Source organism: Enterovibrio paralichthyis, from assembly GCF_019209835.1.
GTDB classification, from domain to species: Bacteria; Pseudomonadota; Gammaproteobacteria; order Enterobacterales; family Vibrionaceae; genus Enterovibrio; species Enterovibrio paralichthyis.
Map to the genome: position 1 here is coordinate 18,713 of NZ_JAHUTS010000003.1, position 15,221 is coordinate 33,933.

Sequence of the window (15,221 nt, forward strand, 5' to 3'; positions counted from 1 at the left end):
GGGAACGTCCCGGCCTTTTTGTTGCCTACGCAGTTTGTTCCAACCAAAGTTCCAATGCCCGGTTAAAATCACCGGGCATTTCCAGCGGGGCAAGGTGATGAGCACCTTTGAGCATGTCAAACACACCGCCGGGATAAATCATCGCCAACACCTTTTTTGCCCCTGTCGGCGTGTAGTCATATTCAGAGGCCAGCATCAGCAAGGGGCAAGTAAGCTGCGGCAAGCGCGACAGAACATCCCACTGCAACAGTGCATTGAAAGCCGCGATATAGCGTTCACGGTCATTGGCTGACCAACGCGCAATCACTTCCTGCCGCAATGCTGCGTGTTGCTCTCCCGGCAGCAATTGCTTTGCCATCAAGCTGGCGATGCGCTCGATACTGGCGTATTTGAGAAGCAGACGCCGTGAAAGCAGCATCCACCACTCGGTTAAACGGCGCGGACGGCATTCTGCCAGTGCATTCACCACGCAAAGGCGCGTCACCCGGGAAGGAAAGGCGGTTGCCAGTTCAAGGCCAACCATGCCGCCCATAGAAACCCCGACCACCGTTGCCTGTTCAATGCCAATTGAATCCAGCAAAGCGTTTACAGCCTCGGCGCATTGGGGAAGGTTGAATGCGCTTATCTCCCCGCCGGAACGGCCATGCAGGGGAAAGTCCGGCGCAATCACATCAAACCATTGGGAAAAATAGTCGATTTGGTATTGCCAGTCCTGCCCGCTGGAGCCTAATCCATGAAGCAACACCAGGGCGGGACCTGAGCCCTCCCGGCGGAAGTAAAGGTGGGTTCCGTTGAAATCGACATGAGGCATTCGTTTACAATGTAAATAGTCTAACCGGCACAGCGCAGTTCAATGGCAGAGCGCAGCATTTGCCACTCTTCACGCAGCACGCCATAGCGCAGGGAATCGTAGTATTCGCCCTGATAGTAACGCACTTTGCGGATGCGCCCTTCTTCCATCAGGCCCATGGCTTCGGCGCACTTCATCATGCGGGGGTTACCCGACCAGGTTGTCAGGCCAATGCGGGCGACGTCGTATTGCTCGAAAAGGTGGGAAATCCAGAGTGTGAGTGCCTTACGGCCAATACGTTTGCCCCAATGCCTGGCGGTAAACAGGGTGATCCCAACTTCCAGCCAGCGGTTGGACTGGTCTTCCCAGTAGCAGGAAAGGTAGCCGACCGCCTCGCCATTGTATTCGATCACCATGGCGGTCTGGGCCTCTTTCAGACGCTTGAACAGATTGCGGCGGAACTGGAAACGGGATTGGTACTCAAGCGGAAAATAGGGGGCGTCATGTGCCTTCCATTCATTCTGCACATAGATAAAGTGCCAAAGATGATCCCTTTCTTCATTTTTGGCCGGTCGCAAGCAAACATCATCAAACGTTAACATGGTACTCCTTGTCTCTTCGCCGCTCATCACGGTCTTATTCCCTGCCTCCTCCTTTACAGCCAAATTTGTTAGCCCACAAGGGAGAGGGGGTTTTATGGGTATGATTCCTTCACCCTGGGCATCCGCTACCCACGACTGAATACCCTATCACTAACCTATAGCAGTCAGACCCCATTCGCCAACACATAGCTTGAAATTTCCTCGACAAACTGACACCCAGCCCAGATTTTTCGCTGTACGGCGTGCAACCGGAAACGGCAATTCACTGTCCTGTGCAGCATGAGTCAGACCGTGAATTGCATTGGACAAGTGGATGATTTCGCCTAATTTTTAAAAAGGCGTGTCGAATTCTCATTTTCGATACTGCAAAAAAAAGGATAGAGCCAATGTCACTCACCCAGAAACAAATCACGCTGATACAAAACAGTTTTAAGAAAGTGGAACCCATTTCTTTGCAGGCCGCGCAAATCTTTTACGAAACCCTTTTTAGTTATGATCCGTCACTGAAAGCCCTGTTTAAGGGCGATATGAAACTGCAGGGACGCAAACTGATGGCCATGCTTCATGCTGCGGTAAATGGGCTGGATGATTTGGAATCCCTGGTACCTGTGCTCCATGATTTGGCTGATCGGCACGTTAAATATGGCGTGAAGAAATCGCATTTCACCCCGGTTGGCAACGCCCTGCTCCACACCCTGAAAGCCGGACTGGGTGATGACTTTACCCCTGAGGTGCGCGAAGCCTGGGTGACTCTGCTCCATGTGGTGTCAGACACCATGAAAACACGGATGGCGGCTTAGCCGGCCAACAAGTCTGCGGCAATAAAGAGTGTCTCCCCGCTGGGTATCCGGAGGGATGCCTTTTCGATGGGGGTGACAGAAAGCGGTAAGGGAATCTGCGGCTGCAGCAAATCATTGAGAGTCTGCACCGGATATTCCCCACACCGGAGCCACCGCTGCCAAACCACTGGGTCAGACGGCAGGATCAACGGCATGGATTTGGCGTGAAACGGCACCAGTTTCGGGTGTGGCGCCAGGGTGATAATCGAACACGAACGCACCACTTCCCCGCTATCACTGTCTACCCACTCCCGGCATAATCCCCCCAAGGCAATCGCCTCTCCCTGCCCCGCTATGGCGTAGGCTTTTCCATTCTGGGTCTCGACAAAGCCAGAGACAGGTACAATGCAGCGGTGGGTACGGAATGCATTAAATCCGGCGCTGCCGGGCGTATTCAGTTTGTCGCTGCGGGTATTGAAACTGGCGTAGCGGGTATTGGGACGCAACCCTTGCGGCGTCTGTTCCAGCAATAGCCACCAAAGGGCATCGTTCAGGACAGGATGTCCGTCTTGCTCTATCACAATACTGACGGTGTCTGTCGGCGCCACATCATCACTGGTGCGAAGGGGAAGCGGCCCGAGATCAACGCCCAGCCCCTGAAGCAGCCCATGCATAAAGGGATCGTCGGTTACGTTAAAGCGGCCACACATAAAACGTCCCTCAGAGTAAGTACTCGATTACTACTAAGCATAGGGCGATCAAAAAGAGCCGCAAAGGCGGCTCTTTGGTTTACAGTCCGGTGATTACATTTCTGAGGGTTTGACGATGATGGGACCGCTGAAAGCGTTCACCGCCGGCGCTTCGCCTTGGAACTTCTCGTAATCCACGATGGTGGTATAGGCACTACAGGCCTGCGCCAACTCAGAGGTGCCGACATCCAAGGTCACCGTATTCGGGTCACCGTAGGTATCAATCGCCCCAATGGCTGAGCCTGTCGGGCCATACCACGCCCCTTCCTGGATACGCACCACACCCGGTGGATAGTCATCCGACACCACAGCGCCCGCAATCAATTGACCACGGTCGTTAAAGACGCGGATAAGGTCGCCATCTTTAATCCCGCGAGCCTTGGCATCATCAGGGTTGATGTACGCCGGTTCGCGTCCCTGCACTGTGTAGGTTTCACGCAATGCCGGGGATTCACACATCTGTGAATGCAGGCGTCTGTCCGGGTGACACGATTGCAGCCAGATTGGGAATTTGTCTGACCCCGGACCACCGTGGGAGCGTTCGGCTTTTTCAAACCACATGGGGTGATCCTGACAGTACTCGTAACCATAGCTGCCAATCTTGCGGCTGGTAATTTCGATAAAGCCTGAAGGTGTGCCCAGTGGGTTAAGTTCAGGGTCTTCCCTGAACAAGGCGTGACGCACAAAGGTACTGCCTTCGCCGAAGCCGACATAACCGTCTTTCCAGAAGGTCTCGAAGTCAGGCATTTCAAAATTGCCTTTGTTCGCTGCCACACACTCGTTGTATAGCTTGGTGATCCACTGCATGTCGTTCATGCCCTGGGCATACTCTTTGTCTTTGTCGATGCCAAAGCGTTTACAAAGCCCTTGGAAGATTTCAAAGTCAGTGCGGGACTGGAACAAAGGATCCACCAGCTTGTGCATGGCGAGCACGCCGGTAGCGGAATAGGCGCCATAGAGGTCAATATCGTTGCGCTCAAGCTGGGTACAGGCGGGCAACACGATATCGGAGAAGCGGCAGGTAGCTGTCCAGGCGTAATCGATGGTGACCGCAGTTTCGATGTTGTAATACGCCTTCTTCATCCTATTGTGATCCTGATGGTGATGCCACGGATTGTTCCCGCTCACGACCACCATCTTGATTGGCGGCAGTTTCACCTTACTGCCGTTGTAGTTGATCACTTTACCGGGCTCTTCAATCGCCTCTATCCAGCGCGCCACCGGAATAGTGCTGGCATATCCCTTGAAGTCGTTGTTGTTATGAAGCGGCTCCATGCCAGGGTCCAGATTACGGGGGAAACCACCCGGCCCTGCAGCGCCGGTTGCCGGTTCACCGATACCACTGTAGTGGTGGGCATAGGAAATACCACCGCCGGGCAGGCCGATACCGCCCAACATACAGGCGATCACAGCCCCCATCCAGTAAGGCTGCTCACCGTGTTGCTGACGCTGTACACACCAGCCAAACATGATCTGGGTGCGTTGTTTGGTGAGCATGCGGGCAAACTCGCGGATATCATCCGGTGCGATGCCACAGATTTTGGATGCCCACTCCGGCGTTTTCTCAACTTTGTCTTTGGTTTTACCCATGACGTAGTCGATGAAAGGTTCAAAGCCGAGGCAGTAGATCTTGATGAAGTCTTTGTCGTACAGATCTTCGGTATAAAGGGTGTGGGCAATGGCCAGCATAAAGGGCACATCAGTTTGTGGATTGATGTACTGGTGCTCACAGCCAAGGAATTTCTGGGTTTTGCTGACCACTGGATCCACCGAAATGACGCGGATCTCCCCTTTGGCGACCTTGTCTTTCAGTTGATCAAAGTAGCCATACACATCGTGGGTTGGGCACTGCCAGCCCACCTGAGCGTTTTTCACCGGATCGTTTGACCACAGAATAATGGTCTTGGCATTTTCCAATACCAAAGGCCAGGAGGTTTGCTGGGCGTAGACTTCAGTCGAACCAAGCACGTAAGGCATGATGGTTTGACCTGCACCGGTGGAATAGTCACCAATTTTTTTCACGTAGAAACCGTGCATCGCCAGCGCACGCTGCATATGGGTGGTACAGCTCTGGAACTGGCCAGTCTGGCGCCAGCCGGTCTGGCCTGCCAATAAACCGGAAGGGCCATAGGTTTTCTGTACCCTTTCCAGTTCGTTGTAGAACAGATCCAGCGCCTGATCCCAAGTCACGCGGACAAACCGGTTATCACCCCGGGTGGTGTTCCATCCTTCGGTTTTTTTCAGCCAGTCAAGGCGCACCATCGGGTAGCGGACACGGGACGGGTTATAGATAAGGCCCTTTATCCCTTCGAGCATTACGGTGGGATGTTTATCGTGGCCAAACGGCACCACTTCCACCACTTCACCGCCGACTATGCGGGCACGCAGAGCCCCCCAGTGGGAGCCCGTGGTACGCCATACACCGTCCAGTAGTTCATGGGCTTTGGCATCGGTTGCTGCCACCAGCAGGCTGGGACCAATCGCAGCCGTGGCACTGACAGACAACATGCCTTTTAGGAAATTACGTCGGGTAATCGTCATGCTGTTATCCCTCTCAGTGATCTACAAATGTGCTGGAATGTTTTTGCAGGTACTTCAGTACCAGAGCCTGTGTGGCCTGGTCGAAGTTCACAAAACCCATCATGCCGTCAAACATGCCCGGCCAGGTGTTGGCATCAAAGTGCGCCACATCCGGTTGGGTATGACACAGGCTACAGTTGGTGGTGTATGCCTGTTGGGCCTCTGTCCAGATGGGGTCAACACTGTCGAGGAAGTCTTCTTTCGGCGCCCACAAATCCACTTCGACGCGCTGCCAGGTCAGGCCGGTCAGCTCATCTTCTTTGGTTTCAAAGGTGCGGACATCGGTGTCGCTTTGCGCCACTTCTTTGGAAAGTGCCGCCGAGGCAATGTTCAGGCCAAAGTCTTCGTTGATCACGCGGCCAAAACCTTTCATCTTACGCCAACCTGTCAGGGTCACTTTCACTGCGTCTTCACCATCGTCGATGGCCGTTACCATGGTCGCAGGCTCTAGCACTGCACCTTGGGTTGCCATGTTTTCATCGGTGTAGAGTTCAATGAAATCAACACTGTAAAGTGGTTGCCCGACGTCGTAGCTGGTGCTGTGAGACATGGAGATCAGCTTACCAACCATACCGCCGGTGGAGTCCATTTCAGCTGGAAGCTGGTGGGCAATCCCTTTGTGACAATCGATACAGCTTTGGTCTTTTTCCGCCGCCTGTGTCATTTGCAGACGGGCTGCCGGGCGCAGGTTATGCAACTGCATACTGTCGTATTGGTGGCAGTTCTTACATTCCAGGGAGCCGTTGGCACTGAACCTCGCCCATTCATGTTGGGCAAGCTCCAGCCGCTTATCGAGGAATTTCTCCCGGGTGCCTATCACACCGAAAATTTGGGCAAAGACTTCTTTACTGGCCTGCATCTTACGGGCGATTTTGTCTGTCCAGTTATGGGGAACGTGGCAATCCGGGCAGGTTGCACGCACGCCGGATGTGTTCGACCAGTGCACGGTTTTTTGCAATTCCGGATAAACGTTGTCGCGCATAGAGTGGCAGGAAATACAAAACTGTTCGGTGTTGGTCAGTTCCAGGGCGGTGTTAAAGCCCCCCCAGAAAAGAACGCCGGCGATAAAGCCGCCGAGCGTCAGCGTGCCCAAGCTGATTTTTGTCGCTGGGCGTCGCATGGTGGCCCAGAGTTTTTTGATAAATTCTTTCATGGCAGTCTGCTCTTAATCGATCACTGAGATACGGTGGAAGTTGGCATTAGCCGTGCCCCGGTGGGCCAAAAAGAAACACCTGACTCATCCAAATCAGAAAGCCATATCCCCCTATCAACACCACACTCAGGATGGGGAAAAGAAAAACGGCAATAAAAAAGAATGCCCGCCATTCAAAGCTACGTTTTTCGGGCTCCCGCACAATGTCTTTTTCGTTAGGTTGCATAACTCTTTTCCTTACTATCCTGCACCCCAAAACCAAAGGTGCACCTTGTTGAATCAAACTATCTCCCCAAGTCTAGGAGAGTTATTGCAGCGACGTGTCTCTTTATTGACTCACTTATCAATGCAAATGCTTTGATTACAGGAAGCTAGAGAAAGTGCGGGAAGTCGGGGAAAGAGTAAGAAAATCAAACGGGATGCATATCGCATCCCGCCTTTGATTACAGCGTGATTTATTGTCCGGTGGCGGCTTTCAGGATCTCAGACAGCTCGTCCAAAAGTTTACGGGTATCGTCAGACAGTCGGTTTATTTCGCTGGTGGATTCTGACGAGCGCGTCGCGAGCTGGCGCACTTCATCCGCGACCACAGCAAAACCCCGTCCGTGTTCCCCGGCGCGTGCTGCTTCAATGGCCGCATTCAGTGCCAGCAGGTTGGTCTGCTCGGAGATACCATCAATCACCCGCGCAATGTTGGAAATTTCACCACTGGATTTCGCTACCAGCTCCATGATTTCACCCATGCCAGAGCGCTGCTGTACCTGGGCTGTCACGTCTTTCACAAACGCGGTATACAGGGTTTTGCCATCGATGTTCACTTTCGACAGTGATAACAAGCCATGATAAAGCTTGCCATCTTTACGGTGGATTGGCACTTCCCGGCTGGAACCGACAATCTTGTCGTTTCCCGTGGTGCGGTTTGAGTTCACAAACTTGTCGTGGTTGGATTGGATATCCGGCGGAACCAGCATCTTGACGTTCTGGCCGACCACTTCATCAGGGGTGTAACCCCACAACGCTTGCGCCGCAGGGTTGAAGAAGGTGACGATATTGTTTTCGTCAATGGTCACCACCGCGTCCAGCGCCTGGGTCAGGGTCTGGTTGATGGATTCCTGCGCCGTGCGCTGCTCGGTGATGTCCCGCACAAAGGCGGTGTAACCAATGGCGTTTCCTGTCCTGACTTTTGACAGGGAGAAGTTGACCCAAATCCGCTTGCCGTCTTTACGTTGCATTTCCAGTTCACGGGCTGAGCCAACAATCTTGTCTTTTCCCGTGGTGCGGTTCTTGTTGACGAAGCTGTCATGATCGGCCTGGAATTCTTCCGGCACCAACATCCTCACATTATTACCGAGCACTTCATTGGCGTCATAACCCCACAGGGCTTCTGCCGCAGGGTTGAAAAAAGTGACATTGTTGTCCGCATCAATACTGACGACAGCATCGTTGGCCTGGCGCAGTATCTGCTCAATTTCATCTTTGGCGGTTTTTTCTTTAGTGATATCACGGGCAAACGCGGTATAGCCCGTGCCCTCCTCGCCGTCGATGCGTGACAGGGACAGGTTCGCCCAGATACGGGAACCGTCTTTGCGTTCCATTTGGATGTCCCGGCTGGTGCCCACGATGGAGTCGACGCGGCTGGTTCGGTTCTTGTTGACATAGCCGTCATGAAAATCCTGAATTTCCTTTGGCACCAGCATTTTCACGTTTTTCCCCATTACCTCATCAGCACTGTATCCCCAAAGCGCTTCGGCAGCGGCATTCATAAATGTCACGTTGTTGTTGTCATCAATCGACACCACGGCGTTGACGGACTGGGAAAGCACCTGCTGACTATTGGCAATGGCTTTACGCTCGCGCGTAATGTCTTTGATGTTTACCGCCCAGCCCTGCCCACCGGCCACACTGATACGCGACATGTTGGCTTCCAGGCTCTTGCCATCGTGCCAGTCCAGTTCCACTTTGCCTTCTTTGACATCACCGAGCGCCAGCGAATCCAACGGTTTTCCAACACTTTCCTTCAGGGTGGTTTTGAACAGTTTGAGTGCCGCCGGATTCATGTAGCTAATCTTGTTGTTTTTATCGGTGTACAGGATCGCATCTTCCGCATTATCAATAAGTTGCTTCATGACACGATCAGAATTGCTGCCAAATAGTCCCATAGGTCATCACCCGCGTTCCAAAAAGGAGCCGAAATAGTCCAAAGCGCTTGCTTGCTCTCAAATATTAGACACAGGTTAAAGTGCTCTCAAATTTGTCGCGTTTCTTTTTTCCGCTACGCGCTTCAACGCCGCATAGCGAAAGGTGTGAGGGCTGCACCATTTACATTGTAAATATGACGAGAAGAAGCACATCTTTAACAGCTTGCACTACGCTTTTAGAGGTAACCCTTTAAGCCATATAGAAAAAACATGAAACCAAGTGCATCGCCAGTTCTCTACCATATTTACCTGCGTAGCTTCTTTGACAGCGACGGTGATGGTGTGGGCGACCTTCAAGGCGTCATTGCCAAGCTCGATTACCTGCAGTGGCTGGGGGTGGACGGCATCTTACTGTCGCCGGTATTTGAATCGCCATTGAGTGATTTTGGGTACGACATCACCAACCTGCGCGGCCTGAATCCAGAATATGGCGACATGGCGACCTTTGTGCGTCTGGTGAAAGAAGCCAAATCCCGCGGGTTGGCAGTGATGTTGGATTTCGTCGCCAATCACACATCCACCCAACACCCTTGGTTTCTGGAAAGCTGCAAAGGCGCGAATGCGGCAAAAGCCGATTGGTATGTGTGGGCCCCGGCGCGCGCCGATGGCACGCCGCCCAATAACTGGCTGACCATATTCGGCGAATCGGCCTGGCGCTGGCACCCCACCCGTGGCGAGTATTACCTGCACAACACGTTAAGTAACCAGCCCGATCTTAACTACCGCAACCCGGATGTGATACGCGAACTGCTGAAAAGCGTGCGTTTCTGGCTTGATACCGGCGTGGATGGTTTGCGGCTCGATTCGGTGAATCTGTTTTTGCACGATGACAGACTGCGCAACAACCCGCCCCGACACCTTGGCTGGCAGGACGAAGCGCGAAGCGATCCTTACCGCTACCAGAGTCAGCGCTACAACATCAGCCGGCCGGAAAATATCCACCTGTTAAAGCAACTGCGTGTCATTGCCGATGGTTACGATTCAAAAAAATGGCTGCTTGGTTCTCTCAGCGACCCTTCCCCTTATGCAGTGATTGACCGCTACACCAGTGAAGGGGATGCGCTGGATGCAGCCAATGTATTTGAATCCCTGAGCCTGTGTTGCAATGTGTCGCAGGTGGGTGAGCAATTGAGCGCCTTTTCTTCGGCGGTTCACCCGGGGATTGGCTGCTGGAGCATGGGTAACCACGATATCGCGCGTACCGTGTCACGCTGGCAAGATGCCAACAACCAGCCGGAAGCAGCCAAATTGTTGCTGACCATGCTGCTCTCATTGCAAGGGGTGATAAGCCTTTATCAGGGCGAAGAGCTGGGGCTACCCGAAGCGTCGGTTCCCCCGGCACAGCGCCGAGACCTGTTCGGCAAGCAAGTTATCGCCAATTACGTGGGACGCGACGGGTGCCGCACACCGATGCCCTGGCAAAGCGATGCGCCCAACTTAGGCTTCTCTGAAGGCTCACCCTGGCTGCCCGCCGATCAAAACCATGTGCGGTACGCTGTGGATCAGCAGCAAAAAGAAGGGGCATCTGTGCTCCACTTTACCCGCAACATGCTGCGCTGGCGCAAAACCTACCCCGCCCTTGAGCACGGGAGTTGCCGCGTGCTGGCATTCAATGCATCACTCATGGTTTTAGAACGCCATTTCACCTCACCCGAAGGTTCACAGACGCTGATCATTGCCCTTAACGCATCGAATCAGGATGCCACTATCCGTCTGAACCTGCCGGCATCCGCCACCAGCGTTCCGGTTCCGCATATGAAAGCGGGGGAACCTTCGCCCAGTGGTGCCCTGTTGTTGGCACCTTGGCAGGTATGGGTTGGTGAGCTTCATACCCCCTAGCAGCCATCACGTCCTGTGCCTCAGTTCTGCAGCGCCACCCCGGCGCTATTTCCAGCCATACTGTCAGTTAAGTAAAAGGCTTTTGTCTTGAAGCGAAGCCTTCGTCACTGCCAAGCAAGGAGCTACTTATGTCCGATCCTGTTGTCTCCGCCAACAACCCCATCAAAGTTACACTCGAAAAAGACCAAACTTATTACTATTGCCGCTGCGGCCGTTCACAAAAACAGCCTTTCTGTGACGGTTCCCACGCAGGCACAACGTTTACTCCCCTCGCCTACAAGGCTGACAAAGACGGGGATGTCTGGTTCTGCGCCTGCAAACACACCGGCAATGCGCCGTTTTGCGATGGCACCCATACACGCTACAGCGACGATGATATTGGCAAGGAGCGGCCAGAGGTAAAAAAGTCTAGCGGGGCTCCTGCACCCAAAGCGACGCAGGAGGAACCTTACGTTGAGCTTATCCATCAGCTCGCTAAAGAAGGGCTGGACACCTTCGGTCACCACGGCCCCATGACCTCCATGGGCGTTCCCCGTTACAAACTGCCGAGCTGGGATGATATCCAAATCATGGTGGCGCAGATGGCAACAAAACCCCTGCTCGATGACGCGCCGGTCGCAACCGAACTGGTGATCGGCCCCCGGGCGCGCAAGCCACTAGTATTGCAAACGCCGCTGTTTGTCTCCGACATGAGTTTTGGCGCGTTATCTGAAGAGGCCAAGGTAGCCCTTGCCACAGGCGCTGAAAAGGCAGGCACGGGAATCTGTTCCGGCGAGGGAGGCATGTTGCCTGAGGAGCAGGCTGCCAACAGCCGGTATTTTTACGAACTCGCCAGCGCAAAATTCGGCTTTTCCCTGGACAAAGTCAAAAACGTACAGGCGTTTCATTTCAAGGGCGGACAAGGGGCGAAAACCGGCACTGGCGGCCATCTGCCGGGGATAAAAAACCATGGCAAGATTTCCCAGGTGCGCGGCATTCCTGAAGGGGAAGATGCTATCTCACCGGCGACCTTTCCCGACCTGAAAACCTCGGCTGATTTTGCCCGTGTGGCCGATGAGGTGCGCCAGATGAGCGGGGGGATCCCGATTGGTTTCAAACTCAGTGCCAACCACATCGAAGCGGATATCGATTTCGCGCTGGATGCAGGCGCGGACTACATCATCCTCGATGGACGTGGCGGTGGCACGGGCGCTGCACCGGCTCTGTTCCGTGACCACATCAGTGTGCCGACAATCCCTGCCCTTGCCCGCGCACGACGGTTTCTCGATGCCCAGGGCGTCAAGGATGTCACCCTGATCATCACCGGCGGCCTGCGTATGCCGAGTGATTTTATCAAGGCACTGGCACTGGGCGCCGACGGCATCGCCCTTTCCAACAGCGCCATGCAGGCGATTGGGTGTGTCGGGGCGCGTATGTGCAACACCAATATGTGTCCGGCGGGCATCGCCACCCAGGATCCGGCATTGAGAAAGCGGCTGGATATCGACGCAGCCAGCGATAGGCTGTTCAACTTCTTCACAGCGTCCACCCACCTGATGCAGGTGATGGCACGCGCCTGCGGCCATGAACACCTCAACCAGTTCTCAAGGCGTGATATCGCCACTTTCAGCAAAGAAATGGCCGAGCTGGCCGGGATCCAGTATTCCGGTGCGGGGTCGCTGGAGCTTTAAAGCAAACAGGCGTGAAATGAAAAAAGAGGCAGGACCAAAATCCTGCCTCTTTCGCGTTTTAAGCCATTCAGCGATGTTTATGGCGTGACCACCAGCGATGGTTTGGTTTCGCCCACCACAGAGCGTTTGAACGCCTTTCCGTCACGATCAAACAGGTGGCAATAATCAGGTGGGAACTCAATACAACGCTTGTCTCCGGCACGGATGCCGGTTTGCCCTTCGGTACGGATCACAACGGGGTCAGCGCTTTGTGGCGTGTTGAAGTACATCAGGCACTCATTGCCGAGCTGCTCAACCACACTCAGCTCCACGCCTCCTTCCTGGATCGCGTCCTTGGTTCCGAAACGGATGTGCTCAGGACGGATACCCACCATACACGGGTCGCCAACACTGGCACCGATGGTATTGGCCGAGACTTCGATTTCCTGTCCACGGTGGATTTGCACCTTGGTGGTCACTTCCCCGGTCTCGACAATATCGGCGGTCAGGAAGTTCATCTTCGGCGATCCGATAAATCCGGCAACGAAGGTATTGGCGGGATGGTTGTAAAGTTCCAGCGGCGATCCCACCTGCTCTACCCTGCCTGCATCCAGCACCACGATCTTGGTCGCCAGCGTCATCGCTTCTACCTGATCGTGGGTCACGTAGATCATGGTCGCACCGAGGCGTTCATGCAGCCTTGCGATCTCCATGCGCATTTGCACACGCAGCGACGCATCAAGGTTCGACAAAGGCTCATCGAACAGGAATACTTTGGGCTCGCGCACAATGGCGCGGCCAATCGCCACGCGCTGGCGCTGGCCGCCGGAAAGCTCTTTCGGCTTGCGCTCCAGCAGTGGTTCCAATTGCAACGCCGTGGCCACTTCACGCACTTTCTGATCCACGGTTTTGGCTTCGGTTTTTGCCAGTTGCAGGCCAAAAGCCATGTTTTCGTACACCGTCATGTGCGGATAAAGGGCGTAAGACTGGAACACCATGCCGATACCGCGCTCTGGCGGTGGCAGGTCGTTACACAGCTTGCCGTCGATTTTCAGATCGCCACTGGTGATGTCTTCCAGCCCCGCGACCAGACGCAGCAGGGTGGATTTACCACAACCGGACGGGCCGACAAAGACGACAAAATCGCCCGCGTCAATCTGTAGATCCACGTCTTTGGTGACATGCACCTTGCCAAACTTCTTGTTTACTTTGTTTAAAATGACCTCAGCCATAATGCATCCTTACCCGTTTTCGTGGTTGCAAAACGCCGCCTGATAAGGCGGGAGGGTTACCTCACCGTTTGCAACAGAGAATGTAAAACCATGCCCAGAGAGGGCTTGCCAGTTGCCTTCAGGCAACGCAATGGTCATAGGGGTGTCTGAGAGGTTAACGGCGACCAGCACACGTTCACCGTCACTGTGGCGCACAAAACGCAGTCCCTGCGTGTTGGAAAAAACATCTGACAACTCACCGGAAATTAATGCCGGGTGCGCTTTCCGCCAGTGCAGGTAACGGCGGTAGTGCGCCAACATACTGTTGCTGTCATGCTCTTGCCTGTCGACTGCCAGTGGATAGTGGCGGTCGTCTACCGGCAGCCAGGGTTCAGCGCTGCTGAACCCTGCGTTGCCGGCTTCAGACATCCAGGGCATCGGTGTCCGACAACCGTCACGACCTTTGTATTCCGGCCAGAACGGAATGCCATAAGGGTCCTGGATTTTATCGAACGGGATCTCTGCTTCCTGCAAGCCCAGCTCTTCCCCCTGATAGAGACATACGCTGCCGCGCAGCGAAGTCAGCAGTGCCAGCAATACCTTGCCATAAGCCATTTGATCCGCTTCGCCCTCGCCCCAGCGGCTGATACAGCGCACCACATCGTGGTTTGACAGTGCCCAGCACGCCCAGCCATCGTTGATAGCGCCTTCGATTTTCTCGATCACCGACGCCACATAGCCGGGTGAGCGGTGTACGTTGAGCAAATCGAAGGTATAGGCCATGTGCAGCTTGTCATTCCCCGAGGTGTATTCCGCCATCAGTTGCAGCGGGTTATCATCGCCAATCTCGCCGACGGTGGTAATGCCCTCGTATTGGTCCAGCAAGGTACGCAGCGTTTTCAGGAAGCCAATGTTTTCCGGCTGGGAGATATCGTAGCGGTGCTTCTGCATCGAATAGGGATTGGTGCCCGGCACCCCCAGCGATTTGCTGTCCCCTGCCGACAGCGGCGGGTTGTCGCGCAGCTGGCGGTCATGGAGGTAAAAATTGACCGTATCGAGACGGAAACCGTCTACCCCCAAATCGAGCCAGAACTTCACGGTTTCCAGCAGGTGTGTGATCACATCCGGGTTATGGAAGTTGAGATCCGGCTGGCTGACGAGGAAGTTATGCAGGTAATACTGCTGGCGGCGGCTTTCCCACTGCCATGCACAACCGCCGAAAATCGACAGCCAGTTGTTAGGCGGTGTCCCGTCCGGTTTCGGATCGGCCCACACATACCAGTCGGCTTTGGGGTTATCACGGCTGACACGGCTTTCCTCAAACCAGGGATGCTCATCCGAGGTATGGCTCAGCACCTGGTCGATCATCACTTTCAAGCCAAGATCGTGCGCCACATCCACCAGCTTGCGGAAATCCTCCAGCGTCCCAAACAGCGGATCCACGTCGCAGTAATCTGACACGTCGTAACCGAAATCCTTCATCGGTGATTTGAAAAACGGTGACAGCCAGATCGCATCCACACCCAGCGCCGCCACATAAGGCAGTTTAGCGGTGATCCCTGGCAAATCGCCGATACCGTCCTGGTTGGCATCGCCGAAACTGCGCGGATAGATTTGGTAAATCACCGCACCACGCCACCAGGCAAGTTCTTGTTGTTTCATGATTGTGTT

12 protein-coding genes are annotated in these 15,221 nt (G+C 54.3%); 3 read left to right on the top strand and 9 right to left on the bottom strand.

All coding sequences use genetic code 11. The features are described 5' to 3' along the window. Positions 1 to 25 precede the first annotated feature (25 nt). The gene (locus tag KU854_RS04520; RefSeq protein ID WP_218357281.1) at positions 26 to 811 is read right to left on the bottom strand and encodes an alpha/beta fold hydrolase; all 786 of its coding nucleotides are present in this window, start codon (positions 809 to 811) and stop codon (positions 26 to 28) included. A gap of 20 nt (positions 812 to 831) precedes the next feature. Continuing rightward, the gene (locus KU854_RS04525; RefSeq protein ID WP_054780009.1) at positions 832 to 1,392 is read right to left on the bottom strand and encodes a GNAT family N-acetyltransferase; all 561 of its coding nucleotides are present in this window, start codon (positions 1,390 to 1,392) and stop codon (positions 832 to 834) included. A 386-nt stretch (positions 1,393 to 1,778) separates the two neighbouring features. Between KU854_RS04525 and KU854_RS04530 the strand changes: the two genes are divergently transcribed. Next, entirely contained in the window at positions 1,779 to 2,192 is a 414-nt protein-coding gene (locus KU854_RS04530; protein ID WP_218357282.1) for a globin family protein, read from the top strand. Here KU854_RS04530 and KU854_RS04535 read toward each other — a convergent pair. From KU854_RS04535 to KU854_RS04555, 5 genes are all read right to left on the bottom strand, one after another. Beyond that, complete coding sequence (locus KU854_RS04535) at positions 2,189 to 2,881, bottom strand: SOS response-associated peptidase (RefSeq protein ID WP_218357283.1); 693 nt, start codon at positions 2,879 to 2,881, stop codon at positions 2,189 to 2,191. The two genes, KU854_RS04530 and KU854_RS04535, sit on opposite strands and share 4 nt — an antisense overlap. Positions 2,882 to 2,974: 93 nt before the next feature. Further along, positions 2,975 to 5,461, bottom strand: coding sequence for a trimethylamine-N-oxide reductase TorA (gene torA / locus KU854_RS04540; RefSeq protein WP_218357284.1), 2,487 nt, complete (start codon positions 5,459 to 5,461; stop codon positions 2,975 to 2,977). A gap of 13 nt (positions 5,462 to 5,474) precedes the next feature. After that, the gene (torC, locus tag KU854_RS04545; RefSeq protein ID WP_218357285.1) at positions 5,475 to 6,653 is read right to left on the bottom strand and encodes a pentaheme c-type cytochrome TorC; all 1,179 of its coding nucleotides are present in this window, start codon (positions 6,651 to 6,653) and stop codon (positions 5,475 to 5,477) included. A 46-nt stretch (positions 6,654 to 6,699) separates the two neighbouring features. Continuing rightward, positions 6,700 to 6,879 (bottom strand): trimethylamine N-oxide reductase system protein TorE, encoded by a 180-nt coding sequence (torE, locus tag KU854_RS04550; RefSeq protein WP_218357286.1) that lies wholly within the window; start codon positions 6,877 to 6,879, stop codon positions 6,700 to 6,702. A gap of 229 nt (positions 6,880 to 7,108) precedes the next feature. Next, positions 7,109 to 8,812, bottom strand: a complete 1,704-nt coding sequence (locus KU854_RS04555; protein WP_218357287.1) for a PAS domain S-box protein — start codon at positions 8,810 to 8,812, stop codon at positions 7,109 to 7,111. 249 nt (positions 8,813 to 9,061) lie between these two features. Between KU854_RS04555 and KU854_RS04560 the strand changes: the two genes are divergently transcribed. After that, entirely contained in the window at positions 9,062 to 10,690 is a 1,629-nt protein-coding gene (locus KU854_RS04560) for an alpha-amylase family glycosyl hydrolase (RefSeq protein WP_218357288.1), read from the top strand. 128 nt (positions 10,691 to 10,818) lie between these two features. Then, positions 10,819 to 12,360, top strand: a complete 1,542-nt coding sequence (locus KU854_RS04565; RefSeq protein ID WP_218357289.1) for a glutamate synthase-related protein — start codon at positions 10,819 to 10,821, stop codon at positions 12,358 to 12,360. 77 nt (positions 12,361 to 12,437) lie between these two features. On the opposite strand, the gene KU854_RS04570 is transcribed toward KU854_RS04565, so the two are convergent. After that, the gene (locus tag KU854_RS04570) at positions 12,438 to 13,571 is read right to left on the bottom strand and encodes an ABC transporter ATP-binding protein (protein ID WP_218357290.1); all 1,134 of its coding nucleotides are present in this window, start codon (positions 13,569 to 13,571) and stop codon (positions 12,438 to 12,440) included. A 9-nt stretch (positions 13,572 to 13,580) separates the two neighbouring features. Next, positions 13,581 to 15,212: an alpha-amylase family glycosyl hydrolase gene (locus KU854_RS04575; RefSeq protein WP_218357291.1), complete on the bottom strand. Its 1,632-nt coding sequence runs from the start codon at positions 15,210 to 15,212 to the stop codon at positions 13,581 to 13,583. Between the last annotated feature and the right edge of the window lie 9 nt (positions 15,213 to 15,221).

Coding starts and splice junctions, on each gene's coding strand:
- KU854_RS04520 (WP_218357281.1), bottom strand. CDS start 811: ATGCCTCATGTCGATTTCAACGGAACCCACCTTTACTTCCGCCGGGAG.
- KU854_RS04525 (WP_054780009.1), bottom strand. CDS start 1,392: ATGTTAACGTTTGATGATGTTTGCTTGCGACCGGCCAAAAATGAAGAA.
- KU854_RS04530 (WP_218357282.1), top strand. CDS start 1,779: ATGTCACTCACCCAGAAACAAATCACGCTGATACAAAACAGTTTTAAG.
- KU854_RS04535 (WP_218357283.1), bottom strand. CDS start 2,881: ATGTGTGGCCGCTTTAACGTAACCGACGATCCCTTTATGCATGGGCTG.
- torA (WP_218357284.1), bottom strand. CDS start 5,461: ATGACGATTACCCGACGTAATTTCCTAAAAGGCATGTTGTCTGTCAGT.
- torC (WP_218357285.1), bottom strand. CDS start 6,653: ATGAAAGAATTTATCAAAAAACTCTGGGCCACCATGCGACGCCCAGCG.
- torE (WP_218357286.1), bottom strand. CDS start 6,879: ATGCAACCTAACGAAAAAGACATTGTGCGGGAGCCCGAAAAACGTAGC.
- KU854_RS04555 (WP_218357287.1), bottom strand. CDS start 8,812: ATGGGACTATTTGGCAGCAATTCTGATCGTGTCATGAAGCAACTTATT.
- KU854_RS04560 (WP_218357288.1), top strand. CDS start 9,062: ATGAAACCAAGTGCATCGCCAGTTCTCTACCATATTTACCTGCGTAGC.
- KU854_RS04565 (WP_218357289.1), top strand. CDS start 10,819: ATGTCCGATCCTGTTGTCTCCGCCAACAACCCCATCAAAGTTACACTC.
- KU854_RS04570 (WP_218357290.1), bottom strand. CDS start 13,571: ATGGCTGAGGTCATTTTAAACAAAGTAAACAAGAAGTTTGGCAAGGTG.
- KU854_RS04575 (WP_218357291.1), bottom strand. CDS start 15,212: ATGAAACAACAAGAACTTGCCTGGTGGCGTGGTGCGGTGATTTACCAA.